The organism is Schaalia suimastitidis DSM 15538, assembly GCF_000429105.1.
Classification (GTDB): domain Bacteria; phylum Actinomycetota; class Actinomycetes; order Actinomycetales; family Actinomycetaceae; genus Pauljensenia; species Pauljensenia suimastitidis.
Map to the genome: position 1 here is coordinate 320269 of NZ_KE386848.1, position 24501 is coordinate 344769.

22 protein-coding genes are annotated in these 24501 nt (G+C 54.9%); 8 read left to right on the plus strand and 14 right to left on the minus strand.

Annotation, left to right across the window (positions count from 1 at the left end; all coding sequences use genetic code 11):
- Positions 1 to 84 precede the first annotated feature (84 nt).
- Together G438_RS0108320 and G438_RS0108325 are read right to left on the minus strand one after the other, a co-directional pair.
- On the minus strand, positions 85 to 1116 hold the full coding sequence (locus G438_RS0108320) for a DUF5692 family protein (RefSeq protein ID WP_026460927.1): 1032 nt from the start codon (positions 1114 to 1116) through the stop codon (positions 85 to 87).
- Between the two features lie 35 nt (positions 1117 to 1151).
- On the minus strand, positions 1152 to 2120 hold the full coding sequence (locus tag G438_RS0108325; RefSeq protein ID WP_476707407.1) for a hypothetical protein: 969 nt from the start codon (positions 2118 to 2120) through the stop codon (positions 1152 to 1154).
- Between the two features lie 256 nt (positions 2121 to 2376).
- Here G438_RS0108325 and G438_RS11500 point away from each other — a divergent pair, with 256 nt between their 5' ends.
- Entirely contained in the window at positions 2377 to 3708 is a 1332-nt protein-coding gene (locus tag G438_RS11500; RefSeq protein ID WP_051259434.1) for a DUF5692 family protein, read from the plus strand.
- A gap of 103 nt (positions 3709 to 3811) precedes the next feature.
- On the opposite strand, the gene G438_RS0108335 is transcribed toward G438_RS11500, so the two are convergent.
- Together G438_RS0108335 and G438_RS0108340 are read right to left on the minus strand one after the other, a co-directional pair.
- The gene (locus G438_RS0108335; RefSeq protein WP_026460929.1) at positions 3812 to 4600 is read right to left on the minus strand and encodes an ABC transporter permease subunit; all 789 of its coding nucleotides are present in this window, start codon (positions 4598 to 4600) and stop codon (positions 3812 to 3814) included.
- A complete protein-coding gene (locus G438_RS0108340; protein WP_026460930.1) occupies positions 4600 to 5505 on the minus strand; it encodes an ABC transporter ATP-binding protein in 906 nt (301 codons plus the stop codon). The genes G438_RS0108335 and G438_RS0108340 overlap by 1 nt, the downstream gene beginning before the upstream one ends.
- 138 nt (positions 5506 to 5643) lie before the next feature.
- Here G438_RS0108340 and G438_RS0108345 point away from each other — a divergent pair, with 138 nt between their 5' ends.
- The gene (locus G438_RS0108345; RefSeq protein WP_026460931.1) at positions 5644 to 7254 is read left to right on the plus strand and encodes an ABC-F family ATP-binding cassette domain-containing protein; all 1611 of its coding nucleotides are present in this window, start codon (positions 5644 to 5646) and stop codon (positions 7252 to 7254) included.
- A gap of 48 nt (positions 7255 to 7302) precedes the next feature.
- Here G438_RS0108345 and G438_RS0108350 read toward each other — a convergent pair whose 3' ends face one another.
- The 4 genes from G438_RS0108350 to G438_RS0108365 all read right to left on the minus strand — a co-directional run bounded on the left by G438_RS0108350 (position 7303) and on the right by G438_RS0108365 (position 10779).
- Positions 7303 to 8067, minus strand: a complete 765-nt coding sequence (locus tag G438_RS0108350) for an amino acid ABC transporter ATP-binding protein (protein WP_034285951.1) — start codon at positions 8065 to 8067, stop codon at positions 7303 to 7305.
- Positions 8068 to 8084: 17 nt separating this feature from the next.
- Positions 8085 to 9008 carry an amino acid ABC transporter permease gene (locus G438_RS0108355; RefSeq protein ID WP_026460933.1) on the minus strand — a complete coding sequence of 308 codons (924 nt, stop codon included), beginning with the start codon at positions 9006 to 9008 and terminating at the stop codon, positions 8085 to 8087.
- 52 nt (positions 9009 to 9060) lie between these two features.
- Complete coding sequence (locus tag G438_RS0108360; RefSeq protein ID WP_026460934.1) at positions 9061 to 9996, minus strand: ABC transporter substrate-binding protein; 936 nt, start codon at positions 9994 to 9996, stop codon at positions 9061 to 9063.
- 87 nt (positions 9997 to 10083) lie between these two features.
- Positions 10084 to 10779 (minus strand): DUF4191 domain-containing protein, encoded by a 696-nt coding sequence (locus G438_RS0108365; protein ID WP_026460935.1) that lies wholly within the window; start codon positions 10777 to 10779, stop codon positions 10084 to 10086.
- A gap of 113 nt (positions 10780 to 10892) precedes the next feature.
- On the opposite strand from G438_RS0108365, the gene G438_RS0108370 reads away from it, so the two are divergent.
- Positions 10893 to 12221, plus strand: coding sequence for a protein kinase domain-containing protein (locus G438_RS0108370; protein ID WP_026460936.1), 1329 nt, complete (start codon positions 10893 to 10895; stop codon positions 12219 to 12221).
- A 195-nt stretch (positions 12222 to 12416) separates the two neighbouring features.
- Here the strand turns inward: G438_RS0108370 and sucB are convergent, their stop codons facing one another.
- Both sucB and lpdA read right to left on the minus strand, forming a co-directional pair.
- Positions 12417 to 14150: a 2-oxoglutarate dehydrogenase, E2 component, dihydrolipoamide succinyltransferase gene (gene sucB / locus G438_RS0108375; protein WP_026460937.1), complete on the minus strand. Its 1734-nt coding sequence runs from the start codon at positions 14148 to 14150 to the stop codon at positions 12417 to 12419.
- Between the two features lie 26 nt (positions 14151 to 14176).
- Positions 14177 to 15550, minus strand: coding sequence for a dihydrolipoyl dehydrogenase (lpdA, locus tag G438_RS0108380; protein ID WP_026460938.1), 1374 nt, complete (start codon positions 15548 to 15550; stop codon positions 14177 to 14179).
- Positions 15551 to 15723: 173 nt separating this feature from the next.
- Here lpdA and G438_RS11505 point away from each other — a divergent pair, with 173 nt between their 5' ends.
- On the plus strand, positions 15724 to 16206 hold the full coding sequence (locus tag G438_RS11505) for a hypothetical protein (protein ID WP_051259435.1): 483 nt from the start codon (positions 15724 to 15726) through the stop codon (positions 16204 to 16206).
- 174 nt (positions 16207 to 16380) lie between these two features.
- Here the strand turns inward: G438_RS11505 and G438_RS0108390 are convergent, their stop codons facing one another.
- From G438_RS0108390 to G438_RS0108405, 4 genes are all read right to left on the minus strand, one after another.
- Positions 16381 to 16842: a tRNA (cytidine(34)-2'-O)-methyltransferase gene (locus G438_RS0108390; protein ID WP_026460939.1), complete on the minus strand. Its 462-nt coding sequence runs from the start codon at positions 16840 to 16842 to the stop codon at positions 16381 to 16383.
- 167 nt (positions 16843 to 17009) lie between these two features.
- On the minus strand, positions 17010 to 17459 hold the full coding sequence (locus tag G438_RS12095; protein WP_026460940.1) for a Pr6Pr family membrane protein: 450 nt from the start codon (positions 17457 to 17459) through the stop codon (positions 17010 to 17012).
- A gap of 81 nt (positions 17460 to 17540) precedes the next feature.
- Complete coding sequence (locus G438_RS0108400) at positions 17541 to 17750, minus strand: hypothetical protein (protein ID WP_026460941.1); 210 nt, start codon at positions 17748 to 17750, stop codon at positions 17541 to 17543.
- Positions 17751 to 17852: 102 nt separating this feature from the next.
- Positions 17853 to 18383 carry a YbhB/YbcL family Raf kinase inhibitor-like protein gene (locus tag G438_RS0108405; RefSeq protein WP_026460942.1) on the minus strand — a complete coding sequence of 177 codons (531 nt, stop codon included), beginning with the start codon at positions 18381 to 18383 and terminating at the stop codon, positions 17853 to 17855.
- Between the two features lie 211 nt (positions 18384 to 18594).
- Between G438_RS0108405 and G438_RS0108410 the strand changes: the two genes are divergently transcribed.
- The 4 genes from G438_RS0108410 (at position 18595) to rpsO (ending at position 24433) form a co-directional block, all read left to right on the plus strand.
- The gene (locus G438_RS0108410) at positions 18595 to 19050 is read left to right on the plus strand and encodes a hypothetical protein (protein ID WP_026460943.1); all 456 of its coding nucleotides are present in this window, start codon (positions 18595 to 18597) and stop codon (positions 19048 to 19050) included.
- A 2-nt stretch (positions 19051 to 19052) separates the two neighbouring features.
- Positions 19053 to 20678, plus strand: a complete 1626-nt coding sequence (locus G438_RS0108415) for a DNA polymerase Y family protein (protein ID WP_026460944.1) — start codon at positions 19053 to 19055, stop codon at positions 20676 to 20678.
- A 4-nt stretch (positions 20679 to 20682) separates the two neighbouring features.
- Entirely contained in the window at positions 20683 to 23892 is a 3210-nt protein-coding gene (locus G438_RS0108420; protein ID WP_034285712.1) for a DEAD/DEAH box helicase, read from the plus strand.
- A 271-nt stretch (positions 23893 to 24163) separates the two neighbouring features.
- The gene (rpsO, locus tag G438_RS0108425) at positions 24164 to 24433 is read left to right on the plus strand and encodes a 30S ribosomal protein S15 (protein ID WP_026460946.1); all 270 of its coding nucleotides are present in this window, start codon (positions 24164 to 24166) and stop codon (positions 24431 to 24433) included.
- Positions 24434 to 24501 lie beyond the last annotated feature (68 nt).

Sequence of the window (24501 nt, forward strand, 5' to 3'; positions counted from 1 at the left end):
GGACTCTAGCATGATAGTTACCCGAAAATCTAATGGTGGGGGTCGTGCAAGCACATGAGCACGATCCCCACCATAGGCGTAGCCTTATCGATAACCACACTCCTTTGCGCTCTTGCCAAGACGCGCAGCAATCCTGTCCTGGTCATCATCAGTGGCAAGATCGCGTACCCATTCCACATATCGTGGTGTATCGGAGTAAATCTCTTGTGTGAACGGATTGCGTCGCAAACGCACAATACGGCGAATATGGACGACAAAGACAACGATATTTGCCGCCAAGGCCACAGCTGACACAACAAACAACGCCACTGGATGATGTGAACTGCGATGTGCGAATACAGAATCGTGCATGAAATGTGGAAAGGTGAGGACCACAGCAGACCACAATGTCAAGGTATAGGCACGGTACTGAATCCACGCACCACGTCCGCATTTCATCAATGCCGGAATCGTGCACGCCGCCAGCAGCGCCACACCTGAATACCAAGCACGGTCAGCCAGACAGTTATATACGTATGCAAAATTCCACAGATCATAGGCAATAATCCAGCCAATCGTCAGGTCACCCCAAATAATTGCCCGATCTTTGCGTTTCGACACGAAAATACCTACCCAGCCTGAGATCGCTAGGAGGTTCAGGATCCCTGCAATGCCGTTCATAATATTCCACGGCCCGCCCCATGTCACCATACCCTGTGACGGATCCACCCCATGGATGCCGTAGCACTGAAAATCACGCACCACCGCCTCGGCAATATTGATAGCCAAAATGAGCGGTGGAATCAGCAGATACCACCGATTGCGGCGAAGCCTCGGAAATACCTGCAACGCGACTAAGGACAAACTTCCCGCAAGCGCTGAATACTGCTTGACCACAGGGAACCACCCTGCGGACGCAGTCCCAGCAGTCGACGTCGGCCACCAAAAAATCGACAGTGCCACGGGTATGACTACAAAAACAGCAAGCGCCACCCATAAGCTGCGCTGTGCAAGCCATGCCAGAAAAGCAAGGGCAGCAACCACGGCAATAAGCATCACGTAGTCCCACCACTGCCCAACCTCAAAGAACAATAGGGTGGGATAATTGGGCCGCTCAATCGCATCCGAGACAGGCATCGTACCCACGGCAGGCAACGCACCTAAGGCACGCATCACAGTGCCTCCTTACCCCAATGCGGCAGATACGTCCGCTCCATCTTTTGCCGGATCTGCTCATCCCAGCTAAAGACAGGTTCCTTCCAATCAACGAAATACTGTGAATCAACCACCGCCTCCCATGGAGTGCCCGGACCCGTTGGAGGCCACGAAGGATCATCGGTCACCGGAGGTCGGATTTCTGCCACGGCAGGTGCAGAACGGCCAAAACGGAACCACTGCGTATATGTGTCCTCAAAAAGTGGGGTGCCGTCATGACGTCCCGCAGGCGTACCTGTTGGGAAGAAACGGCCTCCAAGCATTCCACGCATAAATTTACCTGTGTGATGCTGCTTCTTTCGGAACTCAAGGACGCGCTTGACGTACGTATTTTGCATATTCGTCATACAACCACCGATCAACTCAATGTTGATCCAGTTGAGGACCTTCATGGCTGCTGATGCAGGCTCGTACCCGATCCGCCAGTGATTAATCAAACGTGTGCGCCCATCCTTTAGAGGAACCATATAGAAACACCACGCTGCGGCAAAGTGTTTCATCCCCGGGAAACGGAATGCGTACGATCCGGGTGCTTTCGGTGGGTTCTTAGTGTCAACCCACTGCACCATGTATTTTCCAGGCACCACATCAGCCCACTCCATCGACATTCCGTGGAAGTCAAAGGCCGCAATATCGCCAGGCATCATCGAATCAGGCTGTTGGAACTCCTCTTGTATTTCGTAAGAGTTAAAAAACGGCAGACGCGCAAATGTGCGTTCGAGGAACTCTGAGGAAAATGACCCTGATTTCTCCGCGCCAATTTGTTTAAATAAACGCCACACAGCATAGGCAGGTGCATCAATAGTGATCGCATAGGTTGACGAGTAGCCATTATCGTAGTTGGCATCAATCAGGTCATCACCCGGATAATGCCATGCCTGCTCCTGTGGCGTTGCTTTACCAAAATGCTGACTGTAGGTGTACATTCCGCCGATAAGTCCGGCAGCTGACAAAAGCAGCACCTTAGTTGCTGTTTTTCGGGATATGGGTGACATGGGATCCTCCTTGAAAAATAGGTGCGGTAAGGATCGCTTGGAGTTGGCTCCCCGACATCGTCGTCGGGTAAATATGGCGGCGAAAGATGGAGTCGATTATTTCAAGCGAAAAGCACACCGAGTAGTTACTTGGTGACTATAGTAAGCCGTTATACAGAATGTCGCTGCGTTTTCAAGGAGGAAAACAGTGGAATCGTTATTTCTGTGGGAACTAGGCAGTCCGAAAGTTTACCTTCTGTGGCTGCTGGTACTCGCAGCGCAGATACTTGTCGCAGAAATTAACCGGCGGTGGAACTGGACCATATTTGCCGTATGGACCATCGGAGGTATCGCTCTGATGCCATACGCATGGATACACGGCACACCAATGGTGGGCTGGTTCCCCTTCGGAAAATACGCCATTATGATCCTCACAGCAACGATGACGGGGATCGTATTGGTCTACGCGAAACGCCACCCGCACAAAGCGCACCGGTACGCGATATGGCTCGGCGTTGCACTGTGGATCGGCTTAGCGGTCAACATTATGGAAGCCAATATTCGTGACCTCACCATTTACCTCCATGCCGACACCTACTACGCATGCGCGGCCGACTGGCAATGCCTGAAAGCAGTGAATGGTTCGCATACGATCGACATGCTCGCCGGTTTGCCTGAGGCACGCGGTATCGCCGCCGAACTTCATTCACAGCAGTGGTATCAAGCCTTAGCCGATAATTTCGCATCCCGCAATATTGGCATTGACCCCGAGACGGGTTTCCGCACGATTGGTGGCTGGTGGAACCTTGTGTCGGCTGCGGCAGGTCTACTCAATATCATCACCATCACGGGACTTGGGAAAATTATCGCAACGTCGCCTGGGAAACAAAAAGTACGTGGTCTGATTTGGGTTGATATGGTCTGGCCGTGGGTGATCGCCTACGATCTGTGGAACCACGCCTTCTTGTATAACTCTCTGGCAGACTATTCGTGGTACTGCACCTTGGCCCTCCTCTTGGCCTGCACAATTCCGGCTTTCACCTGGGCAAAAGGTCAGTGGATATGGTTCAGGTGCTTCACCCTAGTCTTTTGGATCTCCGTCAACACACTGTTACCGGAGTACATGGTGCCGCCCAATGACACCTTCAATTTCGCGACCATGAATCCGACGGCAAATATTGTGTGCGCTATTCTTGCTCTCATTGCGAACGTCGCGTTATTTATCTACTGGCTCTATAAGATCATTCGGCATCAGCGCAACCCTATTACCGGTGTCCTTTACTGTGAACTTGGCGAATTTCGCACAATCGTGCGTGAACATTGCGACGACAAAGATAAGTATTTCCTTGTTGATCGGATCAAAGAAACACCGCACGAATTGGGATTCGACCCACAATCCCTTGTACCGCCCACCGATGGTTACAGCTCTTATATGCCCTGGTGGGGAGGCAAGGATCGACGTTATCCAAAGGCACAAGTGCCTTTCGAAGTGCGTAGTGCGACAACACCTCAGCGCGGCCTTTCCGGGCCTCGTGAATAACACGAACGAGGCTATGCGAGCCTGCCGCGGATACAGGAGGAAAGCGGACCCAACCCAAGCGAGTAGCGCATGACACTGCCGCTGCGCACGACTATTAGCAACGCTAACGGATATCGCGGGAGCGGAAAACCACGCCACCTACGCCAATAAAGCACAGTGAGCAACCAAGCAAAAGGACGATTCCGGCAAATGGCCAACCATCCTGTAGCGGAATAGAGCGATACACCCACGAAATGGGGGAGCAGTAGCGTAGCCACTCGTAGTCTGTAACAGCCTTACCCAAGGCATCGGCTAAATAACTCAGCAATAGCACACCAACGGCAAGTGCCTGGGCGATTTGCGCGCGGATCCCAACTGCTCCCAGTCCAATACTGAGCGCAGCGAAAAAGAAGCCAAGAGCGAGCCACGCCACGACCTCGGCAGGTATGAGGGCAATATCCACACGAAGCTGCGCCCCCTCATTGAGTCCCAGCAATACACACGAGGTGATAACGCCAATAACGAGGAAGCGAAGGAGCAGCATCAGTAGCTGTTGACCATAGTAATTGAGGCGTGAAATACCGTGCGCGAGCGTCATTTCCAGTCGCCCACTGTCTTCTTCACTGGCAAGTGCTCGCGTGCCCCACACGATACCTGCCGCACATATGAGGAATAAACCAAGTAACCCAAAAAAAGTCGAATGAGTCCAACCGGCACCCGAAGCAATCGCGTCATATCCCAGCGCCTCGACCATGTCAGCGGGAAGCTGTTGGATCAGCTCCTGCATCCCAGGCCCGGTCCCAAGTAACGGATAGAAAGAGCCATAAGCCACCAGCAAGCCTGAAAAGGCAAGAATCCACAAAAGAAATGCCGTCCACGTGGCCCTGATTTCGTGGGAACACACAGCAAGCATCAGTCCTCCTTGCCGTAGATCGTGCGCAGCGAATCGGCTAAAGCGGGTTCAGTGATGACAAGATCAACGAGGTCGTGGCGGGCAAAGAAGGCAACAACGTCGTTACTGCGACCTTCGATGAGCCCTGTGACGGTGAAGGTGTCGCCATCATCGTGCACGTCAAACGGGAGATTACATGCCGTTAATTCTTCGCGCACACCGGGAAGCGAGTCGCCGCGAAGACGTGCTTTCACGTGCCGTTGAAGGCTCTGCCGTAGCTCGTCAATAGTCGCGTTCCTTACTAACTGTCCGTGGCGAAGTACCGCCGCTTGCTGGGCGATCTGCTCAATCTCGGACACGATATGCGATGACAAGATGATCGTTGCACCACGCTGTTGCGCCTCGCGCGTGCAGTCAATAAAGATTTGCTGACCTACTGGGTCGAGCCCAGATGTTGGCTCGTCGAGGATGAGAAGCTCAGGTTTGTGCATAAAGGCCTGAATAATCCCCAATTTTTGTTTATTCCCTTTGGAAAGCGTTCCCACACGGCGGGTGAGATCAAAGTCGAAGCGCGTGGTTAAAGAGTCAAGGTAGTGCCGATCGACTGCGGGGCCAAGGCGGGACCAAAAACGCAGATGATCGCTACCTGAAAGCTTCGGATTGAAATGTGTCTCCCCAGGTAAGAAGCCGATACGTCGCCGTAAGGCAGCGCCTGCACTGCGGGGATTTTGGCCCAGTACGCGCACACGTCCTGACGTAGGCCGTATGACGTCCAAAAGTAAGCGCATCAATGTCGTCTTTCCGGCACCGTTGGGGCCGATGACGCCAAACACCGTATTGGATTCAATGGCCAGACTCAGCGTGTCGAGGGCAACAACAGAGCGGAAACGCTTCGTCACCTCGGTGATTTCAACGACATTCGTCATATCAACAGCCTACGCTTATCACCCCGAGAAAAGCAGGGGGCACGCCTGTATACGCTTTGTCACTGCTCAGCCGTGGCGCTGCAGGTACGAGGACCGCGCCTTGTCGCATTTACTGGAGGTGCCACGTAGACTTGGGCGGTGATTAACGTCCAAAATTTTTCCTTGCGTATCGGGCCGCGACAACTTGTCAACAATGTGAGCTTTCGAATCGACAAGGGAATGCGCATCGGGCTCGTTGGGCGAAACGGCGCAGGAAAAACCACAACGATGCGACTACTTGCAGGACAAAAGGACAGTGGCGCTGCTGAATATGAAGGCACGATCAGTACTACAGGCACAATCGGCTACCTTGCGCAAGACACCGTCCTTGGGGACCAGAGCCAAACAGCACGTGACCGTATTACCTCAGTTCGGGGGATTGACGCCATTATCGCCCGTATACGTAAAGCCGAAAATGACATGGCATCAGCACAAGGCGCACGCCAAATCAAGGCAATGGAACGCTATGTCAAACTTGATCAGGCTTTCACCAATGCAGGTGGATGGGCTGCCAATGCGCAGGCGGCTCAAATTGCCCACTCGCTTGGCCTTGAAGACCGCGTCCTCAACCAAAGCCTCGATACGCTGTCGGGCGGCCAACGTCGACGGGTAGAACTTGCTCGGGTCCTCTTTTCCGAGGCAGACGTCCTCCTGCTCGACGAACCCACTAACCACCTCGATCACGATTCCATCGTGTGGCTTCGGGATTGGATTAAGACCTTTCCCGGTGGCGTCATGATTATTTCTCACGACGTCAAACTTCTTGGAGACACTGTCAACCAGGTGTTCCATCTGGATGCTAACCGCGCCGAAGTCGACATCTACCACCTGGGGTGGAATGCCTACCTCAAACAACGGGAAGAAGATGAGCGGCGTCGACGTAAAGAACGTGCCAATGCCTTGAAAAAAGCCGAGCAACTACGTGCACAGGGCGAAAAAATGCGGGCCAAAGCGACCAAAGCGGTGGCTGCTCAACAAATGCTGCGCCGAGCTGAAGAACTCATGGCAATGGCGGGCCAAGAACAGCACGGCGAAAAAGTGGCACGCCTCCGTTTCCCCGAACCTGCGCCTTGCGGCAAGGTGCCACTGAGCGCCACCTCACTGTCAAAAACCTACGGATCATTGGAGGTTTTTACTGGTGTTGACCTCGCCATTGACAGGGGAGCGAAGGTCGTGGTGTTGGGCCTTAACGGTGCTGGTAAGACCACCCTCCTGCGTCTGCTATCGGGGATCGAAGCCTCCGACACAGGCGAAGTAGTACCCGGGCATGGACTGCGTTTGGGATATTACGCGCAGGAACACGAAACCCTTGACCTGGGGGCAACCGTTATTGAAAATATGGTGGCAGCTGCCCCTGGCTTAGATGACACACAAGTCCGGTCAGTGCTTGGGCAGTTCCTCTTTGGAGGCGACGACATTTATAAACCGACCCACGTGCTTTCGGGTGGTGAGAAAACGCGCCTCGCTCTTGCGACACTGGTGGTGTCAGGAGCCAATGTGCTGCTACTGGACGAACCGACGAATAACCTTGATCCTGCGTCACGTGAAGAAATCCTCAACGCCTTGCGTACATACCAGGGGGCAGTTGTTTTGGTGACCCACGATCCAGGTGCGGTGGTTGCCCTAGAACCGCAGCGTGTTTTGCTGTTGCCCGACGCAGATGAAGATTTGTGGGACGAATCCTACCTTGATCTGGTGACCCTCACCTAGGAGTGCGGCACATGATGTGCCGCGCAGATAGCGACAGGATCGACTCGCCTACAGTACCTTCGAGAAGAATTCTTTGGTGCGCTCTTGTTGAGGATTGTCAATCACCTCTGCAGGTGATCCCATCTCAACGACGACGCCGTCGTCCATAAATACGACGGTGTCAGCGACCTCGCGAGCAAACCCAACTTCGTGGGTGACCACAACCATTGTCATCCCATCCGCAGCGAGGTCCTTCATTACGCCAAGTACCTCGCCAACAAGTTCTGGATCGAGGGCGGAAGTCGGCTCGTCAAAAAGCATGATTTCTGGATCCATGGCCAACGCCCGCGCAATGGCGACGCGCTGCTGTTGGCCGCCAGAAAGCTCAGAAGGATAGTGGTCGGCTCGATCGGCCAAACCCACCCGCGCAAGTAATACACGCGCACGCTGGGCCGCCTCGGCCTTTGCGATGCCAGCAACGTGGATAGGAGCCTCCATGACGTTCTCAATGGCCGTCATATGTGGGAAAAGATTGAAACGCTGGAAGACCATGCCGATACGTGAACGCTGGGCCGCAATCTTCTTGTCGCTGAGATCATGCAGAACCGTCTGCCCATTTTTGGTTTCTTCGCGATAACCCAGGAGTTCTCCCTCCACTTCAACGCGACCTGCAGAAATCGTTTCCAACTGATTCAGGCATCGCAAGAGTGTGGATTTTCCTGAACCTGAAGGCCCAAGGATGACACACACCTCTCCAGCCTTCACTTCTAGGTCAATGCCACGTAACACATGCACATTGCCAAAAAACTTGTGGACCTGGTGCACTCGGACCATTGGTGCAGATATTGTCGTCACGGGGTCACCTCGATAAACGCAGTTTCGGTATGGGCATCAGCTGAAGGGCCCGGCTTTTTCTCAGCATTGCGACGTTCAAAGCCTTTCGAAAAATGCCTTTCGATATGGCTTTGTATCCACATGAGAAGTGTCGTAATGGCCATGTACCACAGTGCGGCAGAAATAAGCAGAGGAACCGGGAGGAACAGGGCTTGGCCTTTAGTGCGTGCCACGAAGGTGAGTTCTAAGGTGTAGGGGATTGCCGCCACCAATGACGTGGTTTTCAACATGGAAATGGTTTCATTGCCAATGGGGGGAACGATGACACGCATTGCCTGCGGCAAAATGATGCGGCGGAACACGAGGCTACGAGGCATCCCAAGGGCGGTGGCAGCTTCCCATTGGCCTTTGTCAACTGACAGTAGGCCCGCTCGCATAATCTCTGCCAGGTAGGCACCTTCGTTGAGGCCCAGGCCGATACATGCCATCCAAAATGCCGTGAAAAGTACGCTGGTTTCAAAGGTGGCAAATGTCGGTCCAAAGGGGATTCCCAGCGAGATCGTTGGGTAGAGAACAGGGATCAGCGACCAGAAAATCAACTGCGTGTAGATCGGGGTGCCGCGGAAAAACCAGATATAGAACGTGGCGACCCAACGAAGCACAGGGTTGACTGATTGGCGCATGATGGCCATGGTGATTGCCAGTGCGGTGCCAAGCAGCATGGCGATCACGGTGAGGATCAACGTGTAGATGACACCGGTGACGATGGTTTGCGAGAACAGCCATTGACCAACAACATCCCACCGGTAATTCGGGTTGGTGACAAGGCCATAACCGATGAAGGCCGCGACGATCGCAACGAATACGGCCGACACCCATCGGCCGGGTTTGGGGGCCGGTTTGGAATCAATGAGTTCAACGTTGTCTTTCACGTGTGCCATGGGTTTCCTCGATAAAGGTCGCGGTCGGACCTTGGGGTCCGACCGTCAGCCGTTACTTTGCCGAGTGCAGCTCAGCAGTGGTCAGGGCAGCACCTTCGGCACCGTAGGCGGCGAGGATTTGCTTGAGGTACCCCTCGTCCATGAGGTACTGCAGTGCTGCTTGGACGGCGGTGGCAAGCTCTAGGTCAGCTTGGGCCACTGCAACACCTTGAGGTTCAGATTCGATGACGTCACCGACTTGCTCCAGTTTCCCAGTGGACAATTCGACTGCGTAGCCAATCACTGTGGAATCGGCGAATGTTGCGTCATACTGGCCGCCAATAACTTTGGTGGCGATATCACTTTGCAGGTCATGAGGCATGATGGAAATTGCTTCCTTCCCAGCGGCCTCACATTCGTCAGACAGTGTTTGGGCGAGTTCCTGCTGGTAGGTGCCGTTTTGTACACCAATGGTGCTGCCACAAACATTCGTTGGATCAAAGGCTGAGGGGTTCCCCGCTGCTACCGCATATGCTGAGCCCACCTCAACGTAGGAAATCATATGCACCTGTTCCACGCGTTCTGGCGTGATCGTGAAGGAGGAGATACCAACATCGAATTTTGTCCCCAATGCAGGCAAAATGGTGGGGAATTCCGCGTGTGTGGTTTCGCCATCAGATAGGCCCATGACCTTTGCGAGGGCACGTGTGAGGTCAACGTCGTAGCCAACTGGTGTTTGCCCATCAGCTCCACGGAATTCGCCAGGGGCATAGTCAGTGGATGCGCCGTTACGCAAAACGTCGCGTTCTTTCACTGCTGCCGGAACCAAAGCCGCGATCTCGTCCACGGTGGGGATCTGGCTGACATCAAATGCTTCCACAGTACTTGCCGAGGTGGTGGTTTCTTCCCCGGATGCGGTACTTGATGACGTGGTTTGGTCTGGGTCCGAGCAGCCGACGAGGGCGAAGGCTGCTGCAGCGACGATGGCTGCGGCGGAGAGCTTGCGCATGGGAGTGCCTCTCAGTTGGGAATCAACATCTATAAGTATGCACCCCGACGTATAAATATACGTCGGGGTGTCTCAGTATGCGGTAGATCAGCGTCCGCGGAAGGCGCGTCTACTGGGACGAACCTTCGTTGGATCAATCCCTTTAGGAATCGGAGCCTGAAGGCGCGTCAATGCGGCAAGACGTTGTTGAACTGCAGGGACTTCTTCTCTTGTCAGGTGCTTCTTGAGCTTGCGTAGTGCAGATTCGAGTTGAGCTAACTTAATCTGCCCAGCTTCTTGCCCCACCTGAATGATGTGCACAGGCACATTACGCATCACACGGACAACCTTCTTGCGTTCGGCATCCAACAGTGGCTTCACACGAGAGGATGGCCCTTCCGAGATGAGGACAACGCCAGGGCGGCCAACGATACGCCACACAAGATCCTGCTCGCGGTTGCCAGCAACCGGTTGCTCTGGGACGATCCAGCCACGACGAATCTGGGATAGCACAGCATAAACTGCTCCAACGCGCCCATCAACCTGGCTATACATCGCCCTGCGCACAAGGAACGCCAAAAGAGACATCGAGGCGAGTGCAGCGGTAGAGATCCCAAGGATCGTCCAAAGGATATATGAACCGCTGGTGAGTGCGGCAATCAGCACTCCGATGGCGATGATAGCTATGGACATTCCCCCCAAAACCCATCCGATCCACGGGTAGGTGCGGGCGGTAATGCTGTAGGCGTCCTTGAGGTTGTGATACCACCGACGCTTCTTTGGAGTGGAAGTCGTGTCGCTCATAATGCCTCTAGTCTATAGGGCTAATTGCCTCGGCGAAGATCACCTTCGCACCTGTTTCCACAGAGTGGAGTAATCCATTGCGAAATTAAATAAAGTCACTGCATTCTTATGAGATGAAGATCAACAGTTATGAATTGGGTGAAATTGTCTGTGTTGCACGCGGTGGTCCTTATTGGGCCACCCACACATCCGATGGCCGTGAAGCACTCATACAACTGCGTAGCTCAGATGAATATGCGCGTTACCGCCGTCGCTGGGATCGATGGGCACAGGTGTCACACCCGCATGTGCTGACATTGATCGACATTAGTGTCGATGCTGATGGGCGAGTCGCATTGGTGACAGAACGCTTGAGTGGGCCCAGTCTTGCGTACATCATGGATCAGGGCAGTCTGCGCCGACTCGACGAAAAGGAAGCACTGATCGATGCCCTTATTGATGGGGTTTCTGTGTTACACAGTGCTGGCATCGTTCATGCAGATATCAGTCCAACGAATATCCTCATGACCGACAGCGGTCCGGTTCTCATTGACATCGCTGAAGAGATAGGCCCTGGCGGTGGCACCCCCGAATGGTCTCAGGACCTTACCAAAGACGCTGCGGGCGACTACTTGGCGCTTGCGCGAATTGCCGAGGCCATTGAAGCGCCTTCCTGCAGCGTCGAACGTCTCACTCGCCTTGCGCTAAGCCAAAGTAGTCAAGGTGACACGTGCAAAGAGGGTGTAGGCGAAGCTGTCCACAGTGGGCGCAAACTGCGCCGATATATCCCTCATGACTACGATCCCATCCAAGCGATGCGTCTGAGTGCATTGGCCACGCCAACGATGCCTCCGCCTCGTTTAGCGCGCCACCGCGGCACAGTAGGACGCCAACTAGCGTTGCCGCGGCTGCTCATACTTGGTTGTGCACTGGTGATCGGGGTCCTTGCCAGCGGCGCTGTAGCACTGTCCCGCGGTACTCGGCCTTCCAACGAGGCTCAAAGCGGGAACGTTTCTGTTTCTGAGACGGTTATCGGCGCAGAAGAATATCCCACTTCGGTTACTATGAGCGACGGAGCTTCAGTTGCCTCGTGCCTATCAATCGACCAGGCGAACGCACGTTTGGAACAGATTCTGTCAATCAGAGACAACGCTCTTAGCGCGCACGATATTAGTAATCTCGATGCTGCCTTAGGTGATGATGTCCTGGCCGAAGACCTCAACCGGATCTTCGCAATGAGTAACGAAAATATCCACATCTACTCATATCGCACGACGGCTGAGGCTTACCAGGTTACCTGTAGTGGCGATGGACGCATTGCCATTGATGCGCATGTGCAACAACAGGCGTATCAACGTTGCGACAACGGAATATGCCGCAATATCGCTGCCGGACCAATTGTGCCCATGCGTTTAACACTCGGTGGCGATACGCTCCTGCTTGTGGAAGCAATACGACAATAAAGCGTGGATCCAATACCCAGAAGTTTTGGGGTATTGCAGGTCACCCTTCTTTGCCGAAGCGATTGTGGGAGCTGTGACATCGTAAGGCTTTGAGGCTGCGGGCCACGACTTCCAATAGTTCACGAGAAAGCAGAGGGGCGGAGCTGACAGCTGCCAACTCCGCCCCTTGCCATCACCTACGTGACAGCGGTGATCTCACAGTCCGAGTTCTGTCTCGAATGCGCCTTCTTCAAGGCGTTTCTTCACATCCATGAGGAAACGCGATGCGTCCGCGCCATCAACAAGGCGGTGGTCGTAGGAAAGCGACAAATACACCATCGAACGAATAGCGATGGAGTCATTCCCCAAGGTGTCTTTGACAACCACAGGGCGTTTCACGATGGTGCCCACACCCATAATTGCCGTTTCGGGCATATTGAGTACTGGTGTATCAAAGAGCGCGCCGCCCGACCCGGTATTCGTAATGGTGAAGGTGGAGCCAGAAAGCTCATCTGCTGAGGCAGTGGCGTTGCGTGTGCGTGCCGCCAAATCACCGATGGAACGGGCAAGATCAGCGAGGGACTTGGTGCCAGCATCTTTAATAACCGGCACTAGAAGACCACGTTCAGTGTCAACCGCAATACCAATATGCTCGTGATCGAAGTAGGTCACTTCCTTATCGGCGATCGTGGCATTGATCTTGGGATGGTAGAGCAGTGCTTCAGTCGCCGCCTTAACGAAGAACGGCAAGAAGGTGAGTTTAGCGTTCTCACGCGCGGCGAAAGAATCCTTTGCCTGTGCCCGCAAGGCGGCAATCTTGGTGACATCGACCTCGATAACCGTGGTGAGTTGTGCAGCGGTCTGCAACGACTCCACCATGCGACGCGAAATTGTTTGACGCAGGCGCGACATCTTTTCCGTCGTTCCACGTAACGGGGAGGGCTCACGTGTTTGTGCGGGTGCGACCTCAACCGAAGATGTGCTTGCCACTTTTTGAAGCGCTGCCGCTGCGGCTTCGACATCTTCGCGTCGAATACGGCCACCCACGCCTGTTCCGGTCACCGTCGCCAGATCCACGCCAGCCTCGCGGGCAAGTTTGCGTACGATCGGCGTGACGTATCCGCCGCTAAGGGGTGCTGCGACGGGAGCCACGGGGGCAGCAGGTGCTGAGGCGGGGGCGGCGGGTGCAGCAAAGGCTGCAGGAAGGGCGGCTTCAACGACAGAAGCGACCTGCGGGGCTGCTGGTTGGGCAGGGGCGGAGGCTTCCCCTGGTACGGGTGTCGACGGAGCAGCGGGCGCTGATGTCGGGGCCGCCGCCACGGCAAGGTCACCTGGTTCGGTTTCTGTGATAACAGCAAGTACCGTACCGACCTCGACTGTTTCGTCTTCATCAACGAGGATTTGGGCAAGCCAACCTGTGGCAGGGGAGGGTACTTCAGAATCGACCTTGTCGGTTGAAACCTCAAGTAGTGCCTCGTCGGCCTCAACACGGTCACCCACAGCCTTCAGCCAGGTGGTCACCGTGCCCTCGGATACGGATTCACCAAGTGCTGGCATGGTGACCTTGACACCGTCACCGACAGTGCCAGTTGCGGCTGCGTCAGGCGTTGCTGGTGCAGCAATGGCAACTGGTGCTGGGGCAACAGCAGGGGCAGGTGGTGCCGCCTGTACCGGAAGGTCTGCAGCGACAGGCGTCGTTGAGGTAACTTCCGAGGCATCACCGATACGTGCAATAACAGTACCCACCTCAACTGTGTCGTCTTCTTGAACGAGGATTTCTAGCAGCACGCCTGCCGCAGGTGAAGGAACCTCAGAATCTACCTTGTCAGTGGAAACCTCCACTAACGGTTCGTCGAGTGCGACAGTATCGCCAACACTTTTTAGCCAAGTGGTGACTGTTCCTTCAGTCACCGACTCGCCCAGCGCAGGCATGGTCACGTCAGTTGCCATGTGTTTTCTCCTTGTCGGTACCGAGGTCAGTTATGTGCGTGGAGGGGTTTACCGGCCAAGGCAAGCGCCGCCTCGCCGATGGATTCGTTCTGTGTGGGATGAGCATGGATGAGCGCTGCCACATCTTGCGGGTAGGCCTCCCAGTTCACCATGAGTTCACCTTCACCTACCTGTTCGCCAATACGGGCACCAATGCCGTGGAAACCGACAATGGGGCCGTCCTCAATCGACACTAACTTGATAAAACCAGCAGTGCCCAAAATATTGGATTTTCCGTTACCAGCGAGGTTGTATTCGACGGTGCGCACCGCGTCCCCGTATTGCTCGCGGGCCTGCTTCTCAGTCAGGCCAACCGATGCGATTTCCGGTTCGCAGAAAGTCACACGAGGGATGCCTGACTCAACAATAGGAGCAGGGGTCAGACCAGCAATTTCCTCAGCGACGAAAATACCCTGGAGGAAACCTCGGTGGGCAAGTTGGAGGCCAGGCACAATATCGCCCACCGCACGGATATTACCCACGCCAGTGTGAAGGTGTTCGTCAACGAGGACGAAACCGCGTTCCATGCGGATACCGACCTCTTCATACCCCAGCCCTTCGGTGACCGGGCCACGCCCAACGGCCACCAGAAGCACGTCAGCGTCGAAGGCTTTCCCATCCTCAGTAGTGACATGAACACCTGCATCGTCCTGTGTTGCGCCAGCGAAACGTGTATTCGTGTAGAACGCTATGCCGCGCTTACGGAAGACGCGCTCCAAATGCTTTGAAATTGCTTCGTCTTCGTTATTAGCCAGGTGAGGCAGGGCTTCAATAACAGTGACGTCGGCTCCAAATGAGCGCCACACAGAGGCAAATTCGAGGCCAATAACGCCGCCGCCGAGGACGACCGCGCGCTGTGGTACCCATTCCATCTGCAGCGCTTGGTCGGAGGTGATAATACGTCCACCGATCGTTAACCCAGGTATTGAGCGAGAGTACGATCCGGTGGCAAGAATAATGTGTCGGCCGGTGACGCGTTGGCCATTGACCTCCACCGTGTCAGGGGCAACGAGGCGTCCCCACCCATTGATAACCTCAACATTGCGAGACGACAGCAGACCTTGTAGGCCCTTAAAAAGCTTCGTAATGACTGAGTCGCGGTATTTGGCTACCTGACCCATGTCGATACCATGGAACGTCGAGAGAATACCGAAGGCAGCCGATTCTTTCACTGCATCGGCGGTTTCAGCAGCGTGAAGGTACGCCTTGGTGGGAATGCAGCCGCGATGCAGACAGGTGCCACCTACTTTATCGCCTTCAACGAGGGCCACTTTTAGGCCGAGTTGCGAGGCGCGTAGGGCGGCTGCGTATCCACCCGAACCGGCCCCAAGGATGACGACGTCGTATCCGGGCTCGCTCACTTGATCCACTCCTAGGTGTTGACTAGTGGACGGCAACGACCGTCCGGGCCTATTGTCCCACTCGGAGGCCCTTGCTGTCCCGTTCGCACGGTACCGTTAGTGGTGGGACTGCCCACAGGACGGGCTACCGCTTAGGATAATGAGGTGCAACGGACGAAGTATGGAGGCCATATATGACACCCGCAATGCCGCCAGTCGAACAGGTCCGCGATACTCGTCCGCCGGCACGAGGCGGTGGGCGCCTCGTGATGGTGCTGTTTTGGGCATTCGGCCTGTGGGTTGTCATTGATGCGCTGCTCAACCTGTTTTCACGGCCAAGTGATGGTGCGATCGGTCCGCTCCTAGGCACATTTGTCGCAGGAGTAATACAGGTGACCGCGGCCATTGGCATTACACATAACGGTCGGCGGATGCGCATGATTGCCTGGGTGGCCACCGTTGTAGCCTGTGCGGGTCCGCTGATTGTTGGCATCGTTGGCTGGGGAATCCCAGAAGTGACGGCGTACCGGTCGGCCTGGGGTGCCTTTGGTCAGGACTACTGGTACCTACCTGTCGTGGTGAACGCAATCGGTTTAGTGTGGCTGTGGGTATCGAACCCTCGGCGTATCGTTGAAATTGCCGAGCAGGTGGAGCGGCACCCGACCTTACGTAAATGAATCAGATGGTGTGTCATCCGCATCCTTCAACGAAGGCGGCGCCTGGCTTTTGAACCTGGGTGAGCTTCCTGCGGACCTGGGCCGGGTGTGGTCGCCTCGGCAAATGAATGGCAATGGGATGCCGAGTCGCTGAACTGAGGGGAGCTGGGCACACGCTGCGACGAAACGTTCCTTCTAGATTCCGCCAGGGAAGCCGAGCTGACGCCACGCCTCGTACAACACGATAGATGCCGAGTTCGCCAGATTCAACGAGCGTACCCCCGGCATCATTTGAATGCGGAGATGTCGTTCAATGCGGGGATGCGCTAATGCCTCCTCGGGGAGTCCCGTTGACTCGCGGCCAAATAGGAAAGCGTCCCCATCAGCGAAACGTTCATCGCTGTAGTGCGTGGTGGCGTGTCCCGTTAGTGCCCACACGCGTGAGGGAACATCAGCCAGTGCGTGGTCAAGATTCGGGTGGACCTTGACGTGGGCGAGATCGTGATAATCTAAGCCCGCTCGCCGCAATTTCGTGTCATCCATATCAAAACCCAACGGTTCAACCAGATGCAACATGGCACCTGTGCAGGCAGAAAGGCGGATGGCAGCCCCGGAGTTGCCAGGGATTTCAGGGGTGAGAAATATCAGATGAAGCACTCGTTGATTGTGCCATCTTTACTTAGGCTGGGTCATCCTACTCGCCGCACAGGCTCAGGTATGCAATCACCTGTAAGTGGGCCGCTGCTTTCACTTAGCAAGCCGATTGTGGGTGCTGCGTTAGATGAATTGCTTGAAGGAGCGACGTTTACGCATGTGTCAACGACTTACGAGTGTGCAGGTCCTAAATCTCGGGCAAGTATGAGTTCCCGCGTGTCAGCATGATTGCCGCAACGATACTGAAGATACGGCAGTAAATGTGCGAAGAAACATGCGGTGGGAATCACCAGCGCCATCACTGCAAGCGAGGCGATAACAGGACCCAGGCCAAGCCGTGGCACGTCCATAAAGACATAGGGATACCAATCGACGAGGTGTCCGCGGGTAAGTGTAAAAGCTGCGTAGAGTGCAGGGTGAAGTGCTGTAATGCCCAGGTGATGCCACCGCAAAGTGAGGGGAGAAAAGCTGAGATAGCTGCCCCACAGCAGGAGAGGTGTCACCACATGCTCCAGGGTACTTGCCGCAATGATTTCGGTGGGGAAGTAAGAGCCAAGGTTGGGGCCAAGGAGTACGGTGAGGTAAACACCGCTGGTCAGCGTCATATCAACAAGTGCCACCAGGTGAAGGTTGCGCCACAGACGGTGATGCGTAGGCGCTAATGCAAGGTATGTGCAGACGAACGTGGTGAGCGTATTAGATTACGCCGTAAAGAAGGCGAAGCGGTTGAGTCCTGACTGCCAGCCCGCAGGAAAGGATGTGCTATAGCCTGCGTCTGGCGGCACCCACGAGGGGTGGGCTGAGTAATAGAAGACTTCAATTCCCACACCAACTGCTGCACATGAGGCTGTGAGAAGGAGTAAAGCGCGCGTCAACGTGCGCGGAATCTGGCGAAAAGTGCTGGTCGCCATCGTGACCTCCGGAAAAACACATCGTCGTGATACCGAATCGTTACCTAACTGTAATCGAAACGTTATTTGAATATGTGCATTTCCGGAGGCGATATTGCGATGTTAATGCTGGTAGGTGACAGTCAGCGTGGCGCGAGCAAGTGTGTGTTCAAGTGCAACAAAGGAAGCCATCGTTGGTGTGGCATCGTCGTCAAGGCCCAAAGTAGGGATGTTAAGGGCGTGAATGGCGAAGATGTAACGGTGAGGACGGTCGCCTTGCGGGGGAGCGGCACCAAAATAATTTGCGTGACTATGGTCTGCTCGCAAATGGAATGCAGCCCCCTCAAGGTTGAGATCGGAAGCGCCCGCATTGTGCTCAAGCTGTGTGAGTGAGGGGGCGAGGTCGATGATGCACCAGTGCCACCAGCCTGCTGGGGTTGGTGCGTCGGGGTCAAAACAAGTGAGCATAAAACTTTCAGTCTCGCGTGGTGCTCCGCTCCAAGCAAGATGCGGTGAAATATTGCCACCGTCAGCCGTGTGAATCTGTGGCATAGAAGTGCCATCGACAAGGTCATGCGAAGAGAGTGTAAATGAGGGGACCTGTGGGAGTTGAGCGTAGGGGTCGGGGGCAATGGGGCGTGAACTGAGGTCCATGAGAGTCTCCTTATATGGGGGCTAGGGTGGGTAAAATGGCCGTATTTGGCGGGGATCTCCTTATGTGCGCGGTCCTGTGTTCCACAGGGCATAATCTGCGAAAACTTCTGAAGAGGGACGAAGTTGTCCCCATAAGAATCTATCAGTGCTGCACATGTGGGAACACCCCTTTACTATATAGAACACATGTTCGAAAATGGGGGTGGTGTATATGGATCCTAGACTCGCACACGCCAGAAAAATCCTCAGAAAAACAGAAGAAACCCTGGGTATTTCCAGCGCAAGCACACAAGGACATCTCATCCTTGAAGTGCCAAATAATGCTGAAATAATCTTGCATGCCGCCCACAACTTCTGGCACGAAGAACAGTGGGCAGCGTTCGTCGAAACACCCAATATTGGATGGAACGCTGCCCACAACATCGGCCTTGACCTCGACCACATCCTCATCATCCCGCAGACATACGGCCAAGGCGCGCGTATCCTCACACACCTAATCGGTGCAGTCGGCCTGCTTTGCGTAGGCGCGTCCATACCTATCAAGTCGCATACTCGTCTTGCCGCGCAGGCAAGAAAAAGCAACACCATCATCCTCACGCTGCATCCTTGGATTGGAATCTCCCGCCCCTGGCGTGATCACAGTATTCACATACACAAGGCGGTATAGCTATGCGCCGAATTGCACTGTGGATTCCCGACTGGCCTGTTAACGCACTTGTTATTGACAGTCCACCATCTTCGCCCGTGGCATTGGTAGCCAAAGGGCGTATCGTGCGCGAGTCAACCTACGCCAGAAAAACAGGGATTCGCACCGGTATGCGACTGACAACAGCCCGATACCTTTGTCCTGATCTCATTATCTTGCCCAACGACCCCGACCGAGAAGGCAAAGCCTTTGAATATGTCCTTCAATGTTTTGACCGCCACGCTGCATACGTTGCCTCACTACGCCCAGGCCTCGCGTGGGCTCCAGCTACAGGAGCTGCTCGCTGGTGCGGAGGCGAAGAAATACTCGCCGAAACCCTGATCGACGACATCAGCACGCACCTAGGCATAGAAAGTTACGTGGGTATTGCTACCGGACCAATAGCAGCCATCGCCGCCGCCAAAAAAGGCATGATCATTCCTCCTTGCGACACTCAGCATTTCCTTGCCAAAGAAAACCTCAAAGAGCTTCTCAGCTTTATCCCAGGCCAGCGCACCGAGTATCTTCACCACACCCTCGACACCCTCGCCCTCCTAGGGATCCATAGCTGCGAAGACCTGCGCACAATTGACAGGAAAGACCTGTTGGGCCGTTTTGGAAACGCCGGACAGACATTACTTGCACTCGCTCACGGCCAAGAAATACCCCTGGGTCGCACTGAACGCACCTACGATTGTCACGAAGTGACTCGCGACTGTGACCAGGCAGCGTGCAGCATCGAAGAAATACTTTTCCCCTTACGCCAAGCTGCTGTTGAACTTGCAGATGCGCTCACCGGACGCGGACTTGGATCACACAGCCTGACCATCACACTCACCACTGAAAACGGAGAAGAACACACCCGACTATGGCACGGTGTCGACGCGCGAAATACTGACACAGTTATCGAACGCGCACGATGGCAAATACGTGCCTGGCTTGACGCCACCCACATCACAGCGGGCCTTTGCCGTATCACCCTATGCGCCACAGATCTGAGTGCCACCGAAGAAACCCGGCGCCTCTGGGGAGAAAACGCCCCTCAGAAACGCGCACATCAAGCGGTATCAAAAATCTACTCCCTGCTGGGGGAAGATACAGTCCTTACCCCATTCCTCCAAGGCGGATACGACCCGCGAAGTCGAATCATCTGCCACCCTTGGGGAAAAGGAAAGCCTCCACTTCTGCCTATCGACGGCCAATGGCAAGGAAGTGTCGAACTCAGTCCTGCAACACTGTACGAAAACGCGCCAGAAATTCAACTCCTCGGCAAAGAGACACCCTCAGCCGACCCAGGCCGAGCACTCCCACACCTTTTTCCCCTGCATGTTAGTGCTCGCGGAGAATTGAATGGCGCCGCCCACCTGATCCGAGCAGCAACCAAAGACTCATCTTTACCTGACCCATATACCTCCCTTCAAGAGCTTGAAGTGATCGACACCCGTGGTCCCTGGCCGGTTCTTGGTGCCTGGTGGACGACAAAAGAAAGCCGCGCGTATCTGCAGGTGAAATGTACAAATGGGGCAGAATTTTTACTCAAATACCAAGACAGAACGTGGTACCTCGAAGGGATTTATACACACGGAACAATCTGCGGACAGCTATCCTGAAAAGATGCATACGCCCACCAGTTTACGAGCCACAATCGCCACCTTAGAAGATGCTGACATTATGGCGAAAGTTGGGCCTGCAACATGGGCACGGGGTGGCGCCCACTTTCGCAATAATAAAGTTATTGACATTCGTGATGGCGACGATGGACGCATCTGCGGACGTATACGTGCCACAGGGCTGACATACACCGCGTGGATTGCACCAGGCGTGCTCACCCCAACACTGACCTGTGCGTGTACCCTAGGGCAAGATTGTGCGCATGCCGTTGCTCTGCTCCTCGCCGTGCGTGCCTACGAGCGTGAACAAAGAGACGTGGGCCCGCAGTGGCGCGAAGCCCTGAGTGCACTTATCGGCGGTCCCTCAGGGGCGCGTGGCGAGGCGATGGCGCTGCTCGTTGACACCTGCGGTGCCCAAGGTGCCTGGGGCAGCAATGGCGCCGACAATGGCAGTGCGCATCAGCGTGGCAGCGAAAAACTTGGCCATATTTGGTTGACGCCACTGCGTCCAGGAAAACACCGCGAATGGGTAACTAAACGAGCGACATGGCCCGATATTGTCACTGAACAGTGGACATCAGTCGTCGATGATCTCAATCCCACACATGTGGCATTGCTGCGCGAAGGGTATCGTCGCTCCCGCGATGGAACAAAGTGGCGTTCGAGAAGCGATGTTGCCCTTCAAGATTTAGGGTACGAGGCATGGAACTGGCTGCGCTCCTTAGAACGTGCAGGGATCACACTACTGACACGCATTGACCCACCTGTGCCGCTCACGCTGTCACAAAGCACATGGGAAATGAGTTTGGACGCCGCTATCTGCGACGGCAATCTCCTTTTATCCCCAGTGGCCACCCTCGGTGACACTGTTGTCTCACAAGCGCTGATTGCCGCAGAGTCAGGTCTAGTTGTTCTCGACGGAGGTGAAACCCTCGCACGAGTGGCACATAATGACATTATTTCGCAATGGGACAGTCAAGCAATGACGATACCCGCCGCTGATATTGCAGATTTCCGTGCCACATGGCTACACTCCCTGCGCACGCATATCCGTGTTCTCTCCCGCGACGGAAGCTGCCCGCAAGACCACGAAACTGAAGTCCGCCTCGTTGCTACCCTACGCATCAACGAATCGAAGAATTTGCTGATTCGCTGGTGGAGCGAATACGACATCGCAGGACAATGGCAGCGTGCTCCCTACGACAGACAGACCGTCGAGCCAGCCGTGCGCACCATTGCTGCACGTATCGAGCGTCGTGGTCGCGGCATATGTCCAGCTGACCTATGGCCAGCAATGTTAACCAATGACGAGATACCTGGCTGGAAAATATGTCGCTATATTGACGAAGTCGTTCACAGGATCGACGACACCCATCTCGTGTGGGATATTGCTGACGAAGTGACACAAATGGCTGCCAACGAACCTCAGACGGTGACGATCGGCATCGCGCTTGACGAAACAGCCGAACGTGACTGGTTTGATTTAAAGGCACGTATCTTTGTTGGTGGCCACGAACTTGAATTCGCTGATGTTTTACGCGCACTGTCACAAGGCCACAGCCACATCTATGTTGCTGGGCACTGGGTGAGTCTCGACGGGCCACGTATTACGCATCTACGCTACCTGCTCGAACAAGCGGCGCAACTGACTGACAGTAACCCTCATCACCCCAGAATTCACACGCTACATACGGGCTTATGGGAGGAACTGTCCCAAGCAGCAGACCGCGTCGATGCCGCCCACAGTTGGCGACAACGCCTTGAAGGCCTGAGCGTAGATACTGACAGTGCGGCCTTGCCTGTCGATGCGTGTGTAAGCGAGATACTGCGGCCCTATCAAAAGGACGGACATCGCTGGCTGAGCTCTCGCGCCACCCTTGGTCTGGGCGGAATCCTCGCCGACGACATGGGTCTTGGTAAAACCCTTCAATTGCTTTCAGCTATTTCCGCATTGAAAACCCAAGGGTGTGTAGGTGGCTCAGCAGGTCCCGTGCTGGTTGTTGCTCCCACCTCCGTACTGGGTACCTGGCAGGCCGAGACGCAGCGATTCTTCCCTGATCTGCGTCTTGCCCTCGTGTCGTCGACACGCCAGCACGATGAGATTGCGCCGGTATTACAAGAGGTCGACATTATCGTCACCTCCTACACCATCATGCGTTTGCAGGCCAAAATTTGGGCTGCTCAACCGCTCGCTGGCCTGATCCTTGACGAGGCTCAGGCAGCAAAAAACCCTGCCACAGCCATCCACAAGTCTTTGCGTGGGCTCAACGTTGGCTGGTGCTTCGCGGTGACAGGTACCCCGGTGGAAAATTCACTGCTGGACCTGTGGTCAATCCTGCAACTGACGTGTCCAGGCTTATTGCCGGGGCGCAAAATATTTGACGCCGTATTCCGTAAACCTGTCGAGGCTGGATCAACACAGCAGCTCAAACGACTACATACGCTTACCGCTCCCTTCCTGCTTCGTCGGACGAAAGAACTCGTGGCAACAGATTTGCCAGATAAAATCGAGCAAGTTGTGCGTGTGGAATTGGGGACGGAACATCGTCGGATTTATGAGCAATATCTCGCCAGAGAACGCAGCCGACTTCTTGGATTGATGGACAATTTTGGAAAACATCGCATCGATGTTCTGGCTTCTTTGACTCGATTGCGTCAACTTGCTCTTGATCCGGCATTGGTCGACTCAGCTCTGACGTCGGTGGGGTCAGCCAAGATTGAATACCTTGCCGATCAACTTGACGAAATTGTTCCTCGCGGTCACCAAGTGCTGGTCTTTAGTCAGTTCACATCATTTTTGGAGCGCATACGCCACGTGGTTGAGCGCCGCGGACATCGCGTGGTTCAACTCGATGGATCGACCCGTAACCGTGTAAGTGTGATTGATGAGTTTAGGAAGGGAAAGGCCGACGTATTCTTGATATCCCTCAAAGCAGGCGGTACAGGTTTGACACTGACTGAAGCGGACTACGTTTTTGTCATGGATCCCTGGTGGAATCCCGCTGCTGAGGAACAAGCAGTGGATCGGGCACACCGCATTGGACAATCCAAGAAAGTCAACGTGTATCGCCTTGCTGCAGCTGAAACCATTGAGGAAAAAGTACTTGCCCTGCAAGAGAAGAAACGCAAACTCGTCAGTGCGGTTGTTGATGATGTACCACATGCGAGTCGTATTACTGTTGCTGATCTGCGTCGTCTCCTTGACGAGGCCTAAAACCGCACCATCGAAAAGCGTGCATTGCGGGCGCAGTGGTGACTGGGCCTCGAACCATGCTGCCCAGAACCATGTGCTGCGGGCATAGTAGTCGCAGATAGAAGTGCGAACGTGCCCGATTCCACAAGGAAAAGGGCCCGTAGTAGGGGAGGAGAACTACCAGGGGAGCTCCCGCCTCGTGTAGAGTAGAAAGGCCGTCGTGACGGCCGCGGATCGTATGCCCTGAGGATAAGCCTCATCGCTCCGCGCAACGGATATGAAGGAGAGGCCTGTGCCACTGAGCAAGGACGTCAAGGAAAAGATCATCGCCGAGTACGGAACCCACGAGGGTGACACCGGCTCCCCAGAGGTTCAGATTGCACTGCTAACCCAGCGCATCAAGGACCTCACTGAACACTTCAAGCATCACACCCACGACCACCACTCACGTCGTGGTCTCCTGCTTCTGGTTGGCCGCCGTCGCCGCCTTCTTGGCTACCTCGCTGAGATTGACATCGAGCGTTACCGTTCGCTGATCGAGCGCCTCGGCCTGCGTCGCTGACACGAAACCGGCCCGATCCCGCTACAGGGAACGGGCCGGTTCACTACGTCCGCCACCTGCGGAACCGA